13 protein-coding genes and 1 other annotated feature are annotated in these 21,002 nt (G+C 54.1%); of the genes, 12 read left to right on the top strand and 1 reads right to left on the bottom strand.

Annotated elements, in window-relative coordinates; translation table 11 throughout:
* The first annotated feature begins 528 nt into the window (after positions 1 to 528).
* The 4 genes from hemB to NST84_RS24095 all read left to right on the top strand — a co-directional run bounded on the left by hemB (position 529) and on the right by NST84_RS24095 (position 5,959).
* Positions 529 to 1,527: a porphobilinogen synthase gene (hemB, locus tag NST84_RS24110; RefSeq protein WP_342562636.1), complete on the top strand. Its 999-nt coding sequence runs from the start codon at positions 529 to 531 to the stop codon at positions 1,525 to 1,527.
* Positions 1,528 to 1,555: 28 nt separating this feature from the next.
* Positions 1,556 to 2,857, top strand: a complete 1,302-nt coding sequence (hemL, locus tag NST84_RS24105; RefSeq protein ID WP_342562635.1) for a glutamate-1-semialdehyde 2,1-aminomutase — start codon at positions 1,556 to 1,558, stop codon at positions 2,855 to 2,857.
* 431 nt (positions 2,858 to 3,288) lie between these two features.
* Positions 3,289 to 4,161: an RluA family pseudouridine synthase gene (locus NST84_RS24100; protein ID WP_342566511.1), complete on the top strand. Its 873-nt coding sequence runs from the start codon at positions 3,289 to 3,291 to the stop codon at positions 4,159 to 4,161.
* Between the two features lie 934 nt (positions 4,162 to 5,095).
* Entirely contained in the window at positions 5,096 to 5,959 is an 864-nt protein-coding gene (locus tag NST84_RS24095; protein WP_342562634.1) for a neutral zinc metallopeptidase, read from the top strand.
* 128 nt (positions 5,960 to 6,087) lie between these two features.
* On the opposite strand, the gene NST84_RS24090 is transcribed toward NST84_RS24095, so the two are convergent.
* A complete protein-coding gene (locus NST84_RS24090; protein ID WP_342562633.1) occupies positions 6,088 to 7,323 on the bottom strand; it encodes a GGDEF domain-containing protein in 1,236 nt (411 codons plus the stop codon).
* A 215-nt stretch (positions 7,324 to 7,538) separates the two neighbouring features.
* Here NST84_RS24090 and NST84_RS24085 point away from each other — a divergent pair, with 215 nt between their 5' ends.
* The 8 genes from NST84_RS24085 (at position 7,539) to NST84_RS24050 (ending at position 20,905) form a co-directional block, all read left to right on the top strand.
* Positions 7,539 to 8,945 (top strand): glycosyltransferase family 4 protein, encoded by a 1,407-nt coding sequence (locus tag NST84_RS24085; RefSeq protein WP_342562632.1) that lies wholly within the window; start codon positions 7,539 to 7,541, stop codon positions 8,943 to 8,945.
* Positions 8,946 to 9,091: 146 nt separating this feature from the next.
* Complete coding sequence (locus tag NST84_RS24080; RefSeq protein WP_342562631.1) at positions 9,092 to 10,537, top strand: LysM peptidoglycan-binding domain-containing protein; 1,446 nt, start codon at positions 9,092 to 9,094, stop codon at positions 10,535 to 10,537.
* Positions 10,538 to 11,042: 505 nt separating this feature from the next.
* Positions 11,043 to 11,328, top strand: a binding site (T-box leader).
* A 151-nt stretch (positions 11,329 to 11,479) separates the two neighbouring features.
* Complete coding sequence (locus tag NST84_RS24075; RefSeq protein WP_342566510.1) at positions 11,480 to 14,116, top strand: valine--tRNA ligase; 2,637 nt, start codon at positions 11,480 to 11,482, stop codon at positions 14,114 to 14,116.
* Between the two features lie 5 nt (positions 14,117 to 14,121).
* Positions 14,122 to 15,498: a folylpolyglutamate synthase/dihydrofolate synthase family protein gene (locus tag NST84_RS24070; RefSeq protein WP_342562630.1), complete on the top strand. Its 1,377-nt coding sequence runs from the start codon at positions 14,122 to 14,124 to the stop codon at positions 15,496 to 15,498.
* A 7-nt stretch (positions 15,499 to 15,505) separates the two neighbouring features.
* The gene (murC, locus tag NST84_RS24065) at positions 15,506 to 16,888 is read left to right on the top strand and encodes a UDP-N-acetylmuramate--L-alanine ligase (protein WP_342566509.1); all 1,383 of its coding nucleotides are present in this window, start codon (positions 15,506 to 15,508) and stop codon (positions 16,886 to 16,888) included.
* Between the two features lie 214 nt (positions 16,889 to 17,102).
* The gene (locus NST84_RS24060) at positions 17,103 to 18,308 is read left to right on the top strand and encodes a GGDEF domain-containing protein (protein ID WP_342562629.1); all 1,206 of its coding nucleotides are present in this window, start codon (positions 17,103 to 17,105) and stop codon (positions 18,306 to 18,308) included.
* A 12-nt stretch (positions 18,309 to 18,320) separates the two neighbouring features.
* Entirely contained in the window at positions 18,321 to 19,541 is a 1,221-nt protein-coding gene (locus NST84_RS24055) for a GGDEF domain-containing protein (protein WP_342562628.1), read from the top strand.
* Positions 19,542 to 19,720: 179 nt separating this feature from the next.
* Positions 19,721 to 20,905, top strand: a complete 1,185-nt coding sequence (locus NST84_RS24050) for a glycosyltransferase family 4 protein (RefSeq protein WP_342562627.1) — start codon at positions 19,721 to 19,723, stop codon at positions 20,903 to 20,905.
* Positions 20,906 to 21,002: the final 97 nt, after the last annotated feature.

The following is a 21,002-nucleotide window of genomic DNA, read 5'->3' as shown; positions in this document are numbered from 1 at the left end:
AAGCCGGATGTCTGTGGAAGTGCTGAACACATTAGTGTGCTGGCTGGATGAGCTAGGCTGTGAGGTAGGTGCGCCTGATGTCTGCGGAAGTGCTGAACACATTAGTGCTGGCTGGATGAGCTAGGCTGTGAGGTAGGTGCGCCTGATGTCTGCGTGAAAGGCAGGTAACACGCTCCCTTAGCGGTTTAACTGCACTTTGTGCAACTAAACCCGGTCAAATCTGGCTCCAGTACGGAATAGCTGCACTCTGTACAACTAAATCTGCTTTAATCGGCTGAAATTTGCTTTTTACGCCAAAATAACTGCACAAACTACAACTAAACTGGTTACTCAGGGGAAAACTGGCGGAATAGTTGTACAGAGTGCAGTTAAAGTTAGTTTGAGGGCGGGAGCATCCAGCCGGAGCAGCATGAATTCACCGCTCGTTGTTATGAACACCCGAACATTACAGTAACTCCGGACAGGCGCTGACATTGCACAGTGCTGCCGGACTTTTTTTACATATTAACTACACAGGAGGATACATCAATGAGCTTTCCAATTACCCGGCACCGCCGTCTGCGCGGTACAGCCGGAATTCGCGGGATGGTGCGGGAGACCGTGCTGAATACACTTGATCTGATCCAGCCGATTTTTGTGACCTATGGAACAGGTGTGAAGACGGAGATTGGCTCGATGCCGGGTGTGTATCATTTTTCGCTTGATATGCTGAAGGCTGAGGTTGACGAGATTGCCGCGCTGGGGATTCCGGCGGTTCTGCTGTTCGGGATTCCGGAGACCAAGGATGCGGTTGGAACGTCGGGTTTTGCGGATGACGGGATTGTACAGGAAGCGACAAGGCTGATTAAACAATGGTACCCCGAGCTGCTGGTCGTAGCCGACACCTGTCTGTGTGAGTTCACGGACCACGGCCACTGCGGTATGGTTCATACTCATGTGGTGGACGGAGTTGTACACGGTGATGTTATAAACGATGCTTCGCTGGAGCTGCTGACCCGCACGGCGGTATCGCAGGCCAAGGCCGGGGCTGATATTATCGCGCCTTCGAACATGATGGACGGTTTTGTGCAGGCGATCCGCGCCGGACTGGACGACAACGGGTTCGAGCATGTGCCGATTATGTCTTATTCGGTAAAATACGCCTCCGCTTTCTACGGCCCGTTCCGCGAGGCTGCTGATTCCGCGCCGCAGTTCGGCAACCGCAAAACGTACCAGATGGACCCGGCTAACCTGCGGGAAGCGATCCGTGAAGCGGACTCTGATGTGCTCGAGGGTGCGGACATGCTGATGGTCAAGCCGGCGCTGGCTTATCTCGATGTGATCCGGACGATCCGCGACCAGTTCGATCTGCCGCTGGTGGCTTATAACGTGAGCGGTGAGTACTCAATGGTCAAAGCGGCAGCGCTGCAGGGCTGGATCGATGAAAAAGCAATCGTAATGGAGATGCTGACCGGCATGAAGCGTGCGGGTGCGGACATTATTATCACTTATTTTGCCAAGGATGCGGCCCGCTGGCTGCGCGGCTAAACTTACGAACTGAACAGGAGTGAATAACATGGGCAATGTGCCATTGTCGCGGCGGGAAGAAGCTTCCCGGAACGCTTTTGAAGAAGCTAAGCAGTATATTCCCGGCGGGGTGAACAGCCCGGTGCGGGCGTTCAAATCAGTAGGCCTGACACCGGTGTACGTGGATCACGGGATCGGCTCACGCATTTATGATATCGACGGCAACAGCTTTATCGACTACGTCTGCTCCTGGGGGCCGCTCATTATGGGACATGCCCATCCTGAGGTGGTCAAAGCGCTGCAGGAGACTGCGGTAAAAGGGACCAGCTTCGGCGCACCGACGCTGCTGGAGACGGAGATGGCCAAACTGGTCGTAGAACGTGTGCCGTCTGTTGATATCGTGCGGATGGTTAACTCTGGTACGGAAGCTACGATGAGTGCCATCCGTCTGGCCCGCGGCTATACCGGACGCAGCAAAATCCTCAAGTTCGAAGGCTCCTACCACGGACACGCCGACAGTCTGCTGATCAAAGCCGGATCTGGTGTAGCTACACTGGGTCTGCCCGATAGTCCGGGAGTACCGGAAGGGGTAGCAGTGAACACGATCACTGTACCTTACAACGACCTGGAAGGTGTCAAAATCGCCTTCGAACGCTATGGCAACGAAATCGCCGCAATTATCGTCGAGCCGATTGCCGGCAATATGGGCGTTGTACCGCCGCAGCCGGGCTTCCTTGAGGGCTTGCGCAAGGTGACTACGGGTTACGGAGCGCTGCTGATTTTTGATGAGGTAATGACCGGCTTCCGGGTGAACATCAGCTGTGCACAGGGCCTGTTCGGGACCCGGCCGGATCTGACCTGCTTCGGCAAGGTCATCGGCGGCGGACTTCCCGTCGGCGCTTACGGCGGCCGCAGGGAGATCATGGAGCAGATGGCTCCGGCGGGGCCGATCTACCAGGCGGGTACGCTCAGCGGCAATCCGCTGGCAATGGCTGCCGGCTACAGCACGCTGAAGCTGCTGACTCCGGAGGTCTACGACCGGCTGGAAACGCTGGGCGCACGTCTGGAAGCTGGACTGAAGCGTAACAGCGTTGATACAGGTATCCCGCTCACGGTCAACCGGATCGGCTCAATGGTCTGCCCGTTCTTTACGGAGGGGCCAGTCTATAACTTCGAAACGGCCAAGACCAGTAATCTGGAGCAATTCCGTACTTACTTCGGCAAAATGCTCGACCAGGGCATCAGCGTGCCTCCTTCCCAGTTCGAGGGCATGTTCGTGTCAGGCGTGCACAGCGAGCAGGATATTGACGATACGCTTGAGGCGCACTACGAAGCGCTGAAGTCACTTTGATGGCTGGCGGATGGGATAAGACAGGAAGCGGCAGCGAGAGCAAGGCCGTAAAAGGCGTTGAGAATAAGGCGGGCAGAGGCCGCTGGGATAGGGCTGCAATAGTCAACGAGAACAAGACGGTAAAAGGCAGTTGGGATAAAGCGGTCCAAGGCAGCGGGAATAGGGCTGCTAAGGGCACCGATAATCAAACGTTGAGAGGTAGCTGGGATCAGACTGCAATAGTTAACGAGAACAAGACCGCAAAGGGCAGTTGGAATAAAGCTGCAAAAGGCAGCCAGAACACAAATGAAAAGGGTGCCGGGAACAAGGCGTTCCCAGGCAGTCCGGACAAGGCTGCAAAAAGCAGCGAAGACCAAGCTGCAGAGACTGCCGAAAACAAGTCGCTTCCGGGCGGCGGTGCCTGGAAACGGCGCGGGGAATGGCTTGAGGCCATGCCCGGCCGTGTGGTTACAGGAGCGGCCGATAAGGAAGCCGCCATTGACCGGTGGCTGCTGGAGACCGCCGGGATGCCGGCGAAGCTCCATGCCCGTCTGCGCCGTGAAGGCGGCATCCAGTGGCGGGGCGACCGGCTGCGGCTGGCCCTTTGGCCGGAGCGGGAGGCCGGCATAGAGCCGGTATGGCAAGAGGCAGAAGTGCTATATGAGGACGACTTCTGCCTTGTTGTCCATAAACCTGCAGGTATGGCAGTCCATCCTGACGGCAGCGGGTCGGACACAACGCTGGACCATATCGTAGCTGCCCATTACGCTGCTTCCGGCTGCGGGATTGCCGTGCGCCATATCCACCGGCTGGACAAGGACACGACCGGCCCGGTGCTTTATGCGAAGAATGAGTACGCGCAGCTTGTACTCGATGAGGACATGCGCAGCAAAGACATTTCGCGGCGCTATGCCGCGATCACTGCAGGTGCCGTGCCGGCTCAGCTGACGGTCATCGATGAGCCGATTGGCCGCGACCGCCATCATGCGGCCCGGAGGCGGGTATCGCCCGGCGGCCAGCCTGCGGTAACGCGGATCACCGGCCGTGAAGTACTGCGCGGTGCAACCTCGCTGCAGGTCGAGCTTGAGACCGGGCGGACGCACCAGATCCGCGTTCACCTGAGTCATGCCGGCCATCCGCTCATCGGGGATGAGCTGTACGGCGGTCCACGCTGGGGACTGGCGGAACGCGGGCGCCAGGCGCTGCACGGCGAAGCCTTGGCGTTCCGCCACCCCTGGACCAGGAAGCTGACCGTAGTTGCCGATCCCTGGCCGGAAGATATGCTGCGGCTACGCGAGTCGCTGGGCGGCGTACCTCTAGGATAGAGCACGCTGGAGAGAGTGAATTGAACTTTCACTGTGGGGTGCGCTCGAGAGAGTAGAATTGATTTCGCCCGCAGTGTGAGACAGTCTGTGAGAGTAACTGTTCGTTGCGCCGAAGTAACGGATGGCGTCATGCGTTGGCTAGTCTTTGCACTGGACTAACCAGGCACGGGGCAGAACGGGGCGCTACCAGCCAACAGTTTGGGGCAATTATTGCAATGTGGAGGAATAACTGTAAGCACACTACTCTCCACGAGCTGCAGCTGTTAATACTTCGCTTTACTAAGAATGCTTAAACCGCCAGCGTGCTAACCGCTGTCTCATCAAACAATAAACCCCGTATGACCCGCCAATAATCTGGCAGGGTCATGCGGGGTTTTTCGCGCAAGCCTAAGGAGTGCCTTAAATATGGCCATCGCCAACTTAAGCAGTTCCTCCATAGAATGCCGCTACAGAATCTAAGTGGAAAATTGCTATCTATTTCTCATCGAAACGCCAGAAAACGGAACCTAAGTGGAAAAAGGCTACTTGATTTTAAGCTTTTCGCCCCAAAAGGGGGCTGTGGCCTAAATTAAGTGTCATTTTTCCAACTAGTGTTTGCAAAAGATGAGAACCGGGGGATTTAGATGGCAAAAATCCAACTAAATCCGTGTAGCTACACTCTCCAAGCTCAAATCCGCTTAACTACATACGCCTAGCCTAATAGGAGGCCACTTCCGGCAGAGTGAGAGGGGCGGTCACCTTAGCCCCAGGCCTGCGCCCTTATTACTTTCGCTCCCGCGCAATCCCGCGCAATCCCGCACATTACCTTAATTCCCCAACAGAATCGAACCCGGCCGGTTTTGGGTATAACATTATTAAGAGTAAACAAGCATAATACGTTTCCGGTTTCCCGGAAACAATAATCCATTAGTGTAAACAGACTGGGGGACGGGACATGAAGTGGCAGGGAAGAAGAGGCAGCTCGAATGTAGAGGACCGCAGAGGCAGCGGCGGAGGCGGAGGCGGGAAGCTGATTGGCGGCGGGATTGGCGGTATTATCCTGGTCGTTGTCGTCACACTGCTGAGCGGCGGCAATGTCGGGGATATTCTGGGGAATCTGACTTCAGGCGGAACCACGGCCACTACCTCCAATACGCCTTACCAGGAAACGGCGGAGGAGCAGGAGCTGGCGCAATTTGTTTCGGTCGTGCTGGCGGACACGGAGGATGTGTGGAGTCAGCTTTTTGCAGAGCAGGGGATGACTTATACCGATCCTACACTGGTGCTCTATAGCGGCAGTGTGAACTCGGCCTGCGGAACAGCGACTTCGGCGGTCGGACCGTTTTATTGCCCGGGGGACAGCAAGCTGTATATTGACCTGAGCTTCTATGATGAGCTGCAGCAGCGCTTTAAGGCGCCTGGTGATTTTGCGATGGCTTATGTCATTGCCCATGAAGTGGGGCATCACGTCCAGACTCTGCTTGGAACGACGAAGCAGCTGGATTCCTACCGCCGTACCCTGAGCGAGAAGGAATACAACAAGTATCAGGTCCGCTTCGAGCTTCAGGCCGACTATCTGGCGGGTGTCTGGGCGAACCATGCCCAGGGGATGAATCTGCTGGAGGAAGGCGATCTGGAGGAAGCTTTAACGGCGGCCAGTGCGGTCGGCGATGATACGATCCAGAAGCAGGCCCAGGGCTATGCAGTGCCGGACAGCTTCACGCACGGGACGTCGGAGCAGCGCAAACGCTGGTTCTACAAAGGCTTTAACTCAGGCACGATTGCCGGCGGAGATACTTTTAACGCTGCCGAGCTATAGAGTGAAGCCGCATCATGTATAGTAGTGGAACTGCAGAGGAAGCACTGTTTACAGAGCTCCGCAGACATAAAAAGCCGTTTCAACCGGAAGAACCGGTGGAACGGCTTTTTAATATGCAAAAATGTAAATCACTCAGCCAGCGCATTGTGTGCCGAGAGCCGGTTGCGGCCGAGCTTTTTGGACTCCAGCAGCAGCTGGTCGGCGCGGACGTACCCTTTTTCCATGGAAGTATTCTGGTCTGCTTTAAAGTAAAAGAGGCCGAAGGATGCAGAGTAGTGTACCTCGATCTGCTGGTCCTCGTAATCTGCCTTAACAGCCTGCCTTTCCACATCAAGCAGCGTTTCCTGAAGAATCAGATGGCACTCACGGAAAGATTTGCTCCTCAGAAAAAGGGTGAACTCCTCCCCGCCGCTGCGGAACAGAATATCCTCCTCCTGCAGGTGGTCCTTGAGTATATTAGCAAAATGAATAATGACCTTGTCACCGACAGCATGGTTGTAAGTATCGTTGATTTTTTTGAACCGGTCGATGTCCGCTACCACGATGCCGATAGATTCTCCGCTGTGGTCGAGCTCGTTCATCCTCTTGTCCATATGGGCCCGGTTAAAGGTTCCGGTCAGGAAGTCCTGGTAAGCCATCTGCTCGAATTTGTCCCGCTCGAACTTGTGCTGGGCGCTCTGGGATTTGGAGAAGAAAGAGAGGCTGACAATATAGTTCAGCAGGAACAGGGCGATCAGCATCTCCCATTTTTCCAGTTGCAGCAGGCGCAGCAGGAGGGCGTTGGTTAGCGCTACTTTACTGAAATCAAGCAGGTTTCTGCTTCTGAGCAGCAGGTCGAACGCTTCTTTGCGTGTCTTTATGTCCCCGGAGAGGGCAAAGGTAATGACCAGGAACCCGGAGGACAAAAAGGTTGTCACACAAACTACCAGCAGAAACAGCAGCCAGTAACCGGCAGGCACATGTGCGGCAACCGGGTAGAGCAGCGTATACAGATAGTAGGCAGCGGTACCGCCAAGCGTGAAGGAGCCTATATTATAAAAAGTGTCCAGGAGTTCTCCCGGATCCGCGGTTTTCGTTTTCTTTTTGTAAAAGTAGACCGTAGTCCGGTAAAAAATCTCATAAATAAGGGTGCCGAGCGGTCCGGCAAAAATACCAAAGGAAGAAGTATAGCTGATTGCATAATCAATCGTAGAATTCCCTTTGCGGGTAACAATGCGCAGCTGAAAGTAAAAGCTGGCAAAGACCCAGTAGAGCAGCATGGCTTTTATATAGGTACCATCCAGAACTACCGAGGGGTGCGTAAAAAGCGCCAGGCCTACAGCAGCTACGAATAAGGAAAGATCAAATAATCTTGCTTTAGACATATCAGTAACATTCCTTTCACGGGTTATACCGATTATACCCGAAATGTTCAAACATAATGAAAATAGTTTCAAAATTATTCACACTTTGCTTTATTCATAGAATTGAGACCCGTACCCATGCCGGGAAGACGGTGGTGGACATATAATACTTTGTTGATGCTTAAGCCGGCTGCTGCTATTTTGCAATGAATTTTTATAACCGGAGGAGGGGCTTCATGAAAATATTGCTGGTCACCTACTGGGGACTCACGAATATGGGCGGGATCTGGACGTATATGAAGCAGCTCTCAGACAAGCTGGCAGAGCAGGGGCACGAGGTTACGCTAATGGGCAGCCATGTGGACAGTAATACGTTGTATCTGCTGGACCGGAATGTCTGTTTCGACAAAAAAGCGTACTATTCAGCGCTGCTTCCCTATCTGGATCCGCTGAGGTTTCCCCATCTGCATCAGGAGCACGGGATTTTCAGCTTTGAGCTGGGGCGTTATGTGTTTGAAGGCGGTGCTGCCGCGCTCGGTCTTGAGCAGTATGATGTGATTCATGCCCAGGACCCGATATCGGCGTATGCGCTGCGGCGGGTTATGAAAAAAGCAGTGCCTTTGGTAGCAAGTATGCACGGGGCGCTCGCCCGCGAGTCCTATTATGAATACAGGGGGCTTGAGCCGGGGCTGACACAGGCGGAGTACGAGAGCCGGCCGATCTGGCGCTATTTCCGGAGGATGGAGCAGCTCGCCGTAAATGCGGCTGATCTGATTCTGGTATCTTCACAGTGGATTGGACAGGTTGTGGGCGGACATGGCGCTCCTGCAGAGCGGATTCATATTCTGCCCTACGGGGTCAATTTAAAGGAGTATGAAGCTAAGGCTCAGGTGCCTTCTACGCTGAAGCGTCAGCCCGGTAAAAAGCTCATCATGTACGCCGGGCGGCTCGAATATATTAAGGGGGTTCACGTTTTGATCAGTGCGCTTGGCCTGCTGCATCAGCGGCGCGGGGACTGGACCTGTGTCATCGCCGGCAGCGGGAGTCTGATGGAGGAGCTAAAGGTGCAGGCACAGGCGCTGGGCATTCAGGATGACATTCTGTTTACCGGAAAAATAGACAATATCCCCTCGGCGCTGACCGCCGCTGATGTATATGTTCAGCCGAGCCTGCAGGATACCCAGCCTTTTTCGGTGACGGAAGCACAGCTTGCCGGCATCGCTCCGGTTGTAGCCGGCACGACCGGGATGCCGGAAATGGTCCGGCACGGGGTGACAGGCTGGATCGTGCCGGCAGAACATCCTGCAGCGCTGGCAGACCAGCTGGAGCTGCTGCTCCGCGATGATGGCCTGCGGGCCGGAACCGGCTCTGCAGCCCGGCAGTGGGCCATGGCAAACCGCTCACTGGATACCATGGTGGAAGGGACGCTGGGGGTTTACCGCAGAGCGTTAGCGATGCATAATTGGCCGCAGCACATGCAGATGAGCCGCGGCGACCGGCAGCCAGTCCGGCGCATACCGGACGCTTTTCATCCGGCCGATCTGCTGAACGTCATCAGCCCCGGCAATCCGCTGGGGCCTGTGCTGCGCAGCGGACTTCCGGCAGATTATCAGGTGCCGGATGCTAACATTCTGCCCGGATAAAGCAGGTAAATGCCGGGCAGATACGGATATGTCCAAATTAGTCATGCCTTCCTGATTGGAGCATATACATGAGTGGAGTAACATTTTGGGCTTATGCTCTGGGCTTGTCTCAGGGTTAGATTATGCCAAGAAGGAGGAAATTTCCCGTGTTTGACCAGTCCCATGGCTTGCGGTTTGATATTTATGAACGCATTCACCTGCCTGCAGAACTTCCGGGAATCGCTGAGCTGGAAGAGGTGGAGCTCATTCCGGAAATTCAGGTGATTCAGCGGGAAGACCGGGCGGAGCTCTACGGCCAGCTGCTGCTCACCGGACTTTACCGGGGAGAAAATGACCGGACGGAGCGCCTGGAGCATGCGATTCCTGTTGAAATTACAGTCCCGCTGACCCGGGTCAGCTCACTTGATGACATAGGGGTGGAAATCGAAAATTTCGATATCGACCTGCTTACGATGCGTACAGTCAACATAACCGGCGTACTTTCCCTGCGGGGGATCGGCGGGAGTGACCCGGGGGCAGCCTGGCAGCAGGAAGAATACACAGTAGCCTATTCTCCCGAAGAAGCGGACCGGGGCAGCGCTGTCCCGGCCGAGGGACGGGAGCATGAGAACGACGCCCTGTACGAAAACTCGCTGTGGACCTACGGCGAGGGTACAGCAGAAATTCCTGCGGATGCGCTTGCGGATCAGCAGGGGTATGCAGCTTTTGTACCGGATGCGGCGGCGGTGCATCCGCTGGTAGTGCAGGAATCTGTCTATACACAGGCGGCCGGGCCTGCTGCCCAGCCGCAGAAGGATAAAGAAGCGAAGCTGCGCACGCATAGCCTAGAGGCGCAGGCGGACCTCACCGGCGGGGCGGCTGCAGCTGCGGACGCCTGGCAAAAGGGAAAGGCACCGGCGGAGCCGGTATCCGGGTACTTTTTCGGCGCACGCGAGAAGGAGACGGCAGTGAAGCCTGCTTCTTCTGCGGCGGCAGAGATTACGCGGGCTGAGGCCGGTGATGCTGCAGAGGAGTTCGTTCCGGCAGCTGCGCAGCCATTTGATTTTCCGGACATCGCCTCTGGACAGCTCTATGCTGAGAGACAGGAGGAGCCGGTTGCCGCAGTTGAGCCGGAGTACACTCCACCGGAGGTTCAGGCTGAGGCGGCACTGCCGGAAGCAGAAGAAACCAAGGAGAATGAGCCGCTGCAATCCCCTGAGGCCCTGCCTGCCCAGGAGGAGAAGGGGGATCTGAAGGTCGCATTCGGCAGTAAGAAGGAAGAGGGAAGCCAGGCGAAGGAGCATCTCACCTTCTCCTCCCTGCTCAGCTCAAGCCGTGCCAATAAGGAGCAGGAGGACGCAGTAACAGCTGCGGCGGCTCCGCAGCCGGCGGTTCAGGAAGCGGCGGCGGGCGACAGCGACTGGAAGAGCCGCTTCATCAGCAGGACCGGCGGTGCGGAGCTGTTCCGCAAGGTCCGGATGTGCATTGTACAGCGCGAAGATACGCTGGACACCATTGCCGAGAAGTATCAGCTCAGCGCCAGGGAGCTGGTCATGTATAACCGGCTGGCCGGCCAGAACGTGGAAGAGGGGCAGGTTTTATATATCCCTTAGGTTAATGTTGTGGAACAGGACAGAGTAGCGGTCTCCTGCTTGCAGGGAGCGTTGCTCTGTTTTTTGTTGGGGAGAGAACGGGAGTGGTGAGCCGGCAGCTCAATCGCTTTCAGCCGCTAACGGACCTGAGTGATCTTATTTTGCAGAAAAATAGCATTTTGTCCGGCTAACGGAACGTATTGCACTTATTACCCTCCAAACAGCCCTTATTGCTCCATATATCTGCACATAAGGCCGCTGGTGTCCGTTAGCATGCCGGAAATGGAAATTATCCGGAAGTAAGCGCATCTGAGTCCGTTAGAGAGCGGGCGTGAACGTGAGCTGTTTGTTGAAGTATTAGCTGGCAAGGGAGCAGGAGAGCAGGAGAGCAGGGATGCATAAACGGGAGGGCTTTTTTTAGCTTAGCGGCAAATGACAAATCCGCGAGTATAAGTCCCGCTGTTTGTGTGTATGCTGGTTGACTAGGAATAGTACTAAATGTATTATGGGAATAAGTAAAACTTAGCTAAAGACTGGGAACGGGAAGAGTAGGTCGTCAGCCCTTCAGAGAGCGGAATTGTAAGTGCTGTGAATTTCCGCAGGATGTTTGCCACCGAAGTCGCCCCGGAGTCGCCCTTTCGAATGATCCTGCCTGTAACAGGCTGATCAGTGTAGGATGTGGCCGGACGCAGCCGTTATCTGCATGAGTGTCGCGCTAAGCTTCGGGAGCATCAGCTGCCGGGGCACAGGTTTATTTTTTATTGGCGCGAAACAAAGGTGGTACCGCGAAAGAATGGCCTTTCGTCCTTTGAGACGAAAGGCCTTTTTGTATTTTCAGAAGAGAAGATAAGAAATTTAATGGAGGTTCAGAACATGGCTGATCAAGGCAAAGCGGCAGAGATGCTGCCGGAGACGCAGGAAGCGGCAGCGCAGGCTGCAGCTGACAATAGCACCAGGAACGACATGCCGACTACGTACGACCCGAAAGCGGCAGAGCACAAGTGGTATACCTACTGGATGGAGAATGAATTCTTCAAGGCCGGCCAGCGGCCGGACGCAGAGCCTTACAGCATCGTAATCCCGCCGCCGAACGTAACGGGGATGCTGCATATCGGGCACGCGCTCGACTTCACCCTGCAGGATATTCTGATCCGCACGAAGCGGATGCAGGGCTTCGACACCCTTTGGCTGCCGGGAACCGACCATGCGGGTATTGCTACCCAGACTAAGGTGGAGCAGAAGCTGCGCCAGCAGGGCATTTCCCGCCATGATCTCGGACGTGAGAAGTTCCTTGAGCAGGTATGGGCCTGGAAGGATCAGTATGCCGAAACGATTCACGAGCAATGGGCAAAGATGGGCTTGTCCCTTGACTATTCCCGCGAACGCTTCACGCTGGATGAAGGCTTGACTAAAGGGGTACGCCAGGTATTCGTAGAGCTGTACCGCAAAGGCCTGATCTACCGCGGCAAACGCATCATCAACTGGGACCCGGCTGCACGTACAGCCCTGTCCGATATTGAGGTTGAATACAAAGAGGTGAACGGCCACCTGTACCATCTTCGTTATCCGCTTAAGGACGGCAGCGGTCACATCACTGTAGCCACTACACGTCCGGAGACGATGCTTGGCGATACAGCAGTAGCCGTACATCCGAAGGATGAGCGCTACAAGGATCTGATCGGCAAAACGCTGATCCTGCCGATTGTAGGCCGTGAAATTCCGATCATCGCCGATGATTATGTAGATAAGGATTTCGGCAGCGGCGCTGTGAAGATTACGCCGGCCCATGACCCGAATGACTTTGAGGTAGGCCAGCGCCACAATCTGCCGCAGATCAATGTGATGGATGAGGGCGGCGTAATGAATGAGGAAGCCGGACCTTACAACGGTCAGGACCGCAGTGAATGCCGCAAGAATATCGTTGCTGATCTGAAGGAGCAGGGCGTTCTGATCTCCATCGAGGATCACGTACACCAGGTAGGACACAGCGAGCGCTCCGGCGCTGTAGTTGAGCCTTATCTGTCCACCCAATGGTTCGTAAAGATGCAGCCGCTGGCTGAAGTGGCCATCAATGCGCAGAAGGAGGGCAACGGCGTTAACTTTGTACCTGAGCGCTTCGAGAAGACCTACCTGAACTGGATCGAAAATGTACGCGACTGGTGTATCTCCCGCCAGCTATGGTGGGGACACCGCATTCCGGCCTGGTACTCGGAGTCCACAGGTGAAGTATTTGTAGCCTATAGTGAAGAAGAAGCACGCGAAATAAGCGGACTTGATGATCTGAAGCAGGATGAGGATGTGCTGGACACCTGGTTCAGCTCAAACCTCTGGCCGTTCGCCACACTGGGCTGGCCTGACGAGAGCAGCAGCGACTACCAGCGTTACTATCCGAACAACGTGCTCGTTACCGGATACGACATCATCTACTTCTGGGTAGCGCGCATGATCTTCTCCGCCTTTGAATTTACCGGCCAGAAGCCGTTCGCCGATGTATTCATGCACGGCCTGGTACGCGATGCCGACGGCCGCAAAATGTCCAAATCGCTTGGCAACGGGATCGATCCGCTGGATGTTATTGAGCAGTACGGAGCGGACGCTATGCGCTATATGATTTCTACCGGTATTACTGCCGGGCAGGATCTGCGTTTCCGGATGGAAAAGGTAGAGCAGGCGCGCAATTTTGCCAACAAGATCTGGAACGCATCGCGCTTTGCGCTAATGAATCTGGAGGGTGTAAACTTTGCAGATATTGACATTACAGGTGAGCTTACAACGGCTGACCGCTGGATTTTGCACCGCCTGAACGAAACTTCCCGCGATATTACGCGTCTAATTGACTCGTACGAGTACGGCGAGACCGGCCGTCTGCTGTACAACTTCATCTGGGATGACCTGTGCGACTGGTATATCGAGTTCGCGAAGCTGTCGCTGTACGGCAGCGATGCGGCTGCCAAAGCCAAAACCCAATCCGTGCTCGCCTACGTGCTCGACCGCACGCTGCGCCTGATTCATCCGTTCATGCCGTTCATTACCGAGGAGATCTGGCAGCATCTGCCGCATGAGGGTGCAACGATTACTTTGGCAGAATGGCCTAAGTACGATGCAGCGCTTGAGAGTCCTGAGGCTGTGGCTGAAATGAACCTGCTGATGGACGTTATCCGTGCGGTACGCAACATCCGTGCAGAGGTTAATGTGCCGATGAGCAAAAAGGTAGAGCTGATCATCAAGGCTGGCAGTGCAGAGACACTCAGCATTATCAGCCGCAACGACAATTACATCGGACGCTTCTGCAACACGTCGTCGTTCGAAGCCGGACTTGATCCGCAGACGCCGGATAAAGTAATGTCCGCAGTCGTTACCGGAGCAGAGCTGCTGCTGCCGCTGTCGGGGCTGATCGATATTGAGCAGGAAATTATCCGTCTCGAAAAAGAAGTGCAGACGCTGAACAGTGAAGTGGAACGCGTAGAGAAAAAGCTTGGCAATCAGGGCTTTGTTGCCAAGGCTCCGGCTAAAGTCATCGAAGAGGAACGGGCGAAGCAGGCGGATTATTCCGCCAAACGCGAGACAGTGCTGGCCCGCATCGCAGAGCTGAGAGGATAAGGGATATGGAAGAGATGATCGGGAGCGGTAACGCCGCTCCTTTGGGTTCTTATACAGAAGCAGTGGACTGGATCAACGGGCTGATTCCCTTCGGTATCCGTCCCGGCCTGGAGCGGATTGAGCTCCTCATGGAGAAGCTCGGCAATCCGCACCGCAGGCTGAAATTCATCCATGTGGCGGGGACGAACGGCAAAGGCTCGACCTGCGCTTTTTTGACAAGCGTGCTGCTGAAGAGCGGCTACAGTGTAGGGACGTTTACTTCCCCCTACATCACCAAATTCACCAACCGTTTTCAATATAACGGTACGGATATTCCTGAAGACACACTCACTGCGCTTGCTGCGAGGCTGCGTCCCCTGGTGGAAGAAATCGCCGCCGGCGAGCTTGGTTCACCGACGATGTTCGAGGTCGCGACAGCGCTGGCCATCCTCTATTATGCCGAATGCTGTTTCCCTGATGTAGTCGTATGGGAGACAGGGCTTGGGGGAAGGCTGGATGTAACGAACATCGTGCTGCCAGTGGTGTCCGTAATTACCAATGTCGGCCATGACCATACCGATGTGCTGGGCGATACGCTGGAGAAGATTGCCTTTGAGAAGGCCGGGATTATCAAGCCCGGTGTTCCTGTGGTCAGCTGTGTCAGCCAGCCGGAAGTGATCGCTGTCCTGAAGGAACGGGCGGAAGCCTGCCGCACCAAGCTCTATCTGGCCGGTGAAGATTTCAGCTATGAGCTTGCCGGCATCGAAGAAGGTGTGCAGAGTTTTAACTTCAAGGGGCCGTTCCGTGATCTTCAGGTGGGTATCGCCATGAAAGGCGAGCATCAGCTGAGTAATGCAGCCGTAGCAATGATGGCGCTGGAGGTACTGCGCCAGTATATGGCCTTCATGCTGGACGATGAGGATGTGCTGCAAGGCTTCAAGGATACTTTTTGGGCCGGACGTCTGGAGGAGGTCAGCCAGCATCCGCGGATCGTACTCGACGGCGCGCATAATCCCGAAGGCGCAGAGAGCCTGGCCAGAAGCCTGCCGCAGTTTTACAAGTACGGTAAATTAAATTTACTCATGGGGATGCTGGCTAATAAGCATCATGAGTCATACTTCAAGCATATACTGCCTATAGTGGATACGCTCATCCTGACCGAACCGGATTTCCGGAAGAAAATGGACGCGGAAGAACTGCAGGCTATCGCAGAAAGTCTGCGGGAGAAATATGCCAAGGATCATTTGGAAATCATAGTAGAACGTAATTGGGGCAAAGCGCTGCAGCTGCTGCAGTCGATCACGTCGGAGAAGGATCTTGCGGTCGTGTCCGGCACACTGTATCTGATTTCCGATGTACGCAGTACGCTTTTGCAGCAACCCGATTCTGAAAAAGGCTGGTGACGAACTGTTGGATACTACTGAACGTGTGCATTTTATAGGGATCGGCGGCTACGGTATGAGCGCGATTGCCCGGGTAATGCTGGAAATGGGATACACGGTTACGGGCTCCGATGTGGCTGCCCAGGAATTGACCGAGAAACTGATTGCCAAAGGCGCCAAGGTCTATATCGGACATACGGCCGAACAGGTTAAAGGTGCTGATCTTGTTGTCTATTCAACTGCGCTGGCAAGCGACAATGTGGAGTGGGTGGAGGCTGAGCGCCTGAACATCCCGGTGCTGCACCGTTCCCAGATGCTGGCACGGCTGCTGAATGAACGCAAGGGCGTTGCCGTTGCAGGGGCGCACGGCAAAACCACTACCTCCTCGATGATCGCCCTGATCATGGAGGACTGCGGGGTAGACCCGACGTATATTATCGGCGGGGAGATTATGAATGTCGGCACGAATGCCAAGGCAGGACAAGGAGAATACGTTGTAGCGGAAGCAGACGAGAGCGACGGCTCCTTCCTCCAGTACCACCCTTGGCTGGCGATTGTCACCAATATTGAAGCGGATCATCTGGAGAATTACGGCGGAGATTTCGGCAAGCTGAAGGCCGCTTACGTGCAGTTTATGAATCAGCTGCGTGATGACGGCACGGCGATTGTATGTGCTGATGATGAGACAGCCAGCTCTCTTTTGTCTGAGGTGAAGGGCAATATTATCACTTACGGTATTGACTCTCCGGATGCGGACTACACTGCTACTGATATCATGCTGGGAGACAGACAGGTTTCTTATACAATGAATCATCAGGGACAGGTGCTGGGCAAGATTGAGCTGTCCATCCCGGGCAAATACAATCTTTATAACTCGATGGCTGCGGTAATCGCCTGCCTGAAATCAGGCGTTGCTTTTGAAGCTATTGCTGGTGCTATTGTGAAGTTCCATGGCGCGAAGCGCCGTTTCCAGGTGCTGGGCGAGGTGAATGACATTCTCGTCATTGACGATTATGCCCATCATCCTACAGAGATTCAGGCTACAATCAGTGCAGCCAAGGCGACCGGCAAAAAGATTATCGCCGTCTTCCAGCCGCAGCGCTATACCCGTACCTTCTTCCTGCTGGATGCATTCAGCCGTGCCTTCAGTGAAGCGGACGAGGTTATTATTACCGACATCTACTCACCGGCCGGTGAGAAGCAGATTGAGGGCGTAACCTCCGCGAGGCTCGTAGAGCTGATCGTGCAGAACAGCAATAAGAGTGCTAGGCATCTGCCGACCAAAGAAGCGGTGATTGCCGATCTGCAGGGCCGTATCGCTCCCGGCGACCTCGTACTTACTATGGGTGCAGGCGATATCTGGAAGGTAGGCTACACGCTGGCCGAAGGCCTGCGGGAACTTGAAAAGTAAGGAATAAACCAGCGGAGCTGTACCGTCACGGGCGGTACCCGTTGTTCAAAGCGTATTCTCTCTGAGTATTCAGAGGGAATGCGCTTTTTTATAATGCTTTTTTGGGGTTTATTTGCTGCAGGTCAATTCTTGGAAGGTGTCTGCCGATAATAACTCTGACAGATTAAAGTTTGCTGATAACGTTACTGATTCCCGGACATTTGGTGGTGTAATTATGGATTTTCAGCTGGATATCAAAACCTTGTTGTACCTGTTCCTCCTTGGGAATTTAATTACAGGGCTTCTGATTACCTTTTACCGTTTCGACGCTCCAAAGGACATGGCATCAGGCCTGTTTATCACCGGCAAATGGGTGCAGGTGCTTTTCTGGAGCTCAATTCTCCTGTGGGATCATTTGCCGCATAAGCTGATGATTCCGCTGAGCAATCTGTTTATTCTGGTGGGTGGGGGACTGGAGATCACGGCTCTGATGATGATGATGGATATTTTCGGGCGTATGGCCGGACTGTATTATACGGTGCTTACAGCAGGAAGTGTCACCAGCTTCTGCGTGATTGCCCTGTTTTTCAACCAGCCTAATCTGCGGGTAGCCTCAGCCTCAATGTCTGTGCTGCTATATGTCCTCTACCCGGCTGTCCGGCTGTCTGCGGGCAAAGAGCGGCCTCCCTTGCACAGGATAACCGGGTTTATTTTTTATGGCATTGCCGTTACCATGCTGGGCCGGTTTCTTGCGGCGCTTTTTATCAGGCCCGAGATGGGCGTATTATCGGCTAACCTGCCGCAATATCTATATTATGTCGGCATGTTTTTTCTGCTGGTTACGGGCACCGCTGCCTTCATTCTTCTTTCTAATGAGCACTCCTACGAAAAGCTGAAAAGAATGGCCACCTACGACTCCCTCACAGGCATCCTGAGCCGCAGAGCGTTCCTGCTGGAGGCAGAGCTGAAGCTTACGCTTGCTCTAAAAAAGAGCCGGCCCTATTCCCTGCTGCTGCTGGATCTTGATCATTTCAAGAAGATCAATGATACCTACGGGCATGATCAGGGGGACGGGGTATTGCAGGAATTCGCCTATACCGTGGAGAACAATCTTGGCAACGGGGCTCTGTTCGGCAGAGTCGGCGGAGAGGAATTTGCCGCCGTCCTGTACGGGATGGATGAAGCAGACAGCAGCCTTAAGGCCGAGCAGCTGCGCGTGGCGGTGGCAGAAGCCTCCCGGAGCACAGGCACTGGCGCACATACGGTGAGCATCGGTGTAATAACCGTTCTTCCTGAGCCGTGTACCTCGGTTAACACGCTGTTCAAGCTGTGTGACCGTGCCCTTTACCAGGCCAAGCGGGAGGGCAGGAACCGGGTCGTCCGTTACAACAGCCAGGAGGACAGCAAGAGCAGCAAAATACATATAGGGATTCAGGAATAATCCTGCAGGAAGGTGAACCACATAGCGACAGCTGTCAGTCTAGATTTCAAAACGATGCTGGTCTGCCTTTTTATTGTCAATTTCTTTACACTGCTGTTCATACTGTCGCACCGCTCACGATATCCGAAAGGCAGACTGCTGAGACCGTACATCCTCGCCAAGCTGATTCAGCTGCTCATATGGATGCTGCTGCTGCTGGAAGCCGCAGCGGAGCTACACGGTGTTCAGCTGCCCGTGATGCTGTTATGTCTGGCCGGGGGGATGCTGGAAGCCTTTGCCCTGCTGAAGCTGCTGGGCGTATACAGCGCCGGACTCAGGCGGTTATATTACGGGCTGGCCGCTATATCAGCTGTTAGCATATTGCTGCTGGTGCGGCTGTACTCTTCAGTAATGACGGCTGGTGCTTTGACTGCAGCGGCGGGCGCCGTCATGATTGTCTATCCTGTCTATTTACTCTGCGTGAAGCTTAAAGTGACTCCGCTGCAACAGCTGGTCGGACTGCTGTACAGCCTCGTCATCCTTGCGCTGCTTGGCCAGGCAGTCCGGCTGCTGTATGCGCCGTATCTGGCGGGTACAGCAGCGTCCGGCTGGCTGCAGGCCGTGTTCTACATCAGCATTTACCTGCTGATGTTTCTGGGTACTGCCGGCTATATGCTGCTCTCCCGGGAGCATACCTATGCTGAACTGGAGCGCGTGGCTACCTATGACGAGCTTACCGGCATTCTGAACCGCCGGGCTTTTATACTGCGGGCCCGCCCGATGATTGCTGCTGCGGCCAAAGAGGATCAGCCCTTTTCATTTATGCTCATCGATGTGGATCACTTCAAGCATATCAATGATACGTTCGGACATGACACCGGAGATAAGGTGCTGTGGGATTTTTCACGCAAAATTGAGGCCCAGCTGAGCAGCGGCGACCTGTTCGGCAGATATGGAGGCGAAGAATTCGCAGTGCTGCTGCACAGGGCGGATGAGACAACCAGCAATGAGCTTTCCGAACGGCTCAGGCGGTGTGTACTGGGTGCTGTTATTGATGGTACTATGCTGCCGTATACCATCAGTATTGGAGTCATTACTATCCATTCGGAGAAGCTGGTTCCTCTGAGCAGATTATATAAGCTGACGGATTTAGCTCTGTACGAGGCCAAGCAGAACGGCCGGAACCGCGTAGTCAGAACCTGCGAGCCCGATTTTTTATTAAATGAGATAGACGAGAAGGTGCCATCCTCATAACGGGGAAGGTGCTTTTTTTATGGCGAAAATAAGGGATATTCATACAAAAGAAGGAATTAGAAATATTTAAAATATTTTTCCAAAAAATAGTGGGAAATGAACCTTCAGCTGGGTAATATATGCTAGACATCAGTGTAATGAACATACATATACACATACAGAGTCCAGGAGATGGGAAGATGAGAAAGAAGAAATTACTGTTCATTTCCGCTGAGAACCCTTTTCCGCAGGACAGCGGCGGCAAGCTGAGGACCGGCAATATCCTGAAGCTGCTTATGGAAAAATATGAGGTGGATCTGCTGACCTACCGGAATCAGCGGACAGAGAATCGGCATGAGCATGATCCGGACCTTGCTGTGCATGAAGTGGAGCGCACGATGAGCTACCGCAAGGCCATGCTCCGCTCGATCTACAAGTGGCGCAACTGCTCTTACCTGAGTCATGCCGATAAAGACATGCACGATGAAATCGTCATGCTCAGCGAAGAGAACCGTTATGCCCAGGTTTTCATTTCTCACAGCCTGCTCGGAGCTTGTATCGATATTGTACGCAGGGTACTGCCGGAGGCGGTTATTATCACGGATGCCCATAATTTCGAGAGCAGCCTATCCGCGCAGCTGGTGAAGAAGAAACAGGGAATTGCCAAGCTGTACTTCCGGCTTAATACGGTGTGGACGAGGCAGGATGAGTTAAAGCTGATGGATAAGACGAGCCTGCTGCTGGCCACTTCTGAGGAGGATGGTTTGTTATTCAAAGCCCTCTCCTTTAAAAACTCGCACAAGGTGCATGTCATCCCCAATTTTATCCGGATCAGCGATTATACCGGCAAACCGGATGCAGACAAAGAACAATCGGTTATTCTGCCGGGTAATATGAACTATTTTCCGAATGTTCATGCTGCCGCCTACTTTTGCCGCGAGATTTATCCTTTGATCAAAGCAAAGCTTCCAAATATCAAATGGTATATCGTCGGCCGGGATGTGCATCCGGATGTGGCTGCGCTGGCTGCCCAGGATTCGTCGATTATCATCACCGGCTACGTTGACAGTGTTGCAGATTATGTGCGGAAATCCGGGGTTGTGATTGTACCTCTGCTGGAGGGCAGCGGAACCCGGCTGAAGATCCTGGAGGCCTGGGCGCTTAAAACGCCTGTAGTTTCCAGCACCATAGGGGCGGAAGGACTATTTTATGAGCATGGAAAAAATATATTGATTGCCGACAGCCCGGCTGACTTTGCCGCCAGTGTACTGCAGCTGCTGGGGGACCGGGAACAGGGAAAACAACTGGCAGATCATGCTTATCAGACGCTGCTGGCCCATTATGAGGCAGAGAGTGTGAAGGAAAAGCTGCTGGGTCTTGTCTGAGAATCTCCTGATTTAGAAAATAAAAAAAATTATATCCCATAAATCGACAATCTTTCACAGAAAACTGCGCTACTATTGTTCTACAACTAAAGTTTCA

The sequence above is a fragment of the Paenibacillus sp. FSL R7-0345 genome, from assembly GCF_038595055.1.
Taxonomy (GTDB): Bacteria; Bacillota; Bacilli; order Paenibacillales; family Paenibacillaceae; genus Paenibacillus_AQ.
This window is presented reverse-complemented; position numbering and strand designations above follow the sequence as displayed.